This window comes from Wohlfahrtiimonas larvae (assembly GCF_002006755.1).
Taxonomy (GTDB): domain Bacteria; phylum Pseudomonadota; class Gammaproteobacteria; order Cardiobacteriales; family Wohlfahrtiimonadaceae; genus Wohlfahrtiimonas; species Wohlfahrtiimonas larvae.
This window is the reverse complement of sequence record NZ_MVDO01000227.1, coordinates 1-607: the sequence shown is the minus strand read 5'-3', so window position 1 is coordinate 607 and position 607 is coordinate 1. Positions and strand designations below refer to the sequence as shown.

Sequence of the window (607 nt, the reverse complement as noted above, 5' to 3'; positions counted from 1 at the left end):
CAATTGAATCTAAAACTAGGGTCTTATGCGCCCAAGTTAAGTACTATTCTGTAATCTCTACGCAGTCTATTTTAGATAAGGCTGATGTATTATGAGATATCGATTAAAACATTGTGTTTATATTATTGTATTAATGCTTGGGTCATATGCATCTGCTCAATCTTTTAACCAAGTTATTGAGGATTTTGATACATATTTAAAGTCGGAAAGTAGCCCAGAGATAGATGCTCGTGAGAAGTTGCCGAAACAAAAAGCTATACAAAAGGCTACGGATTATCAGAAAACTATTCAAACATTACAAGCTCAGTTAAAAAAAGAACGTAACCGAGCAGATCAGGCCACTTTGGATTTAAAAAGTTTACAAGATCAACTTGTTGAATTCAGTGACGATCATTTTTTATCTAGATTAATGAGTAAATTAGAGATACCTCAAGATGTTTCTCAATTAATGGTAGAAGCTAGAGAGTTTTCAAATGAAAAAATTGTTAGCTTAGAGCAGAAATTAGTAACACAACAGAAGAAGATAGAGTTGATTCAAGCAGAATTGAATAAATATCAAAATGAGTATGATGATGTTCAAAAGTTATTAAAGGTTGCTGAACAAAAT

At 31.8% G+C, this 607-nt stretch carries 1 protein-coding gene; it reads left to right on the top strand.

Annotation, left to right across the window (positions count from 1 at the left end):
• Nucleotides 1-91: 91 nt before the first annotated feature.
• The coding region (locus BZK14_RS11830) for a hypothetical protein (RefSeq protein ID WP_143691468.1) at nucleotides 92-607 on the top strand (516 nt) is incomplete at its 3' end.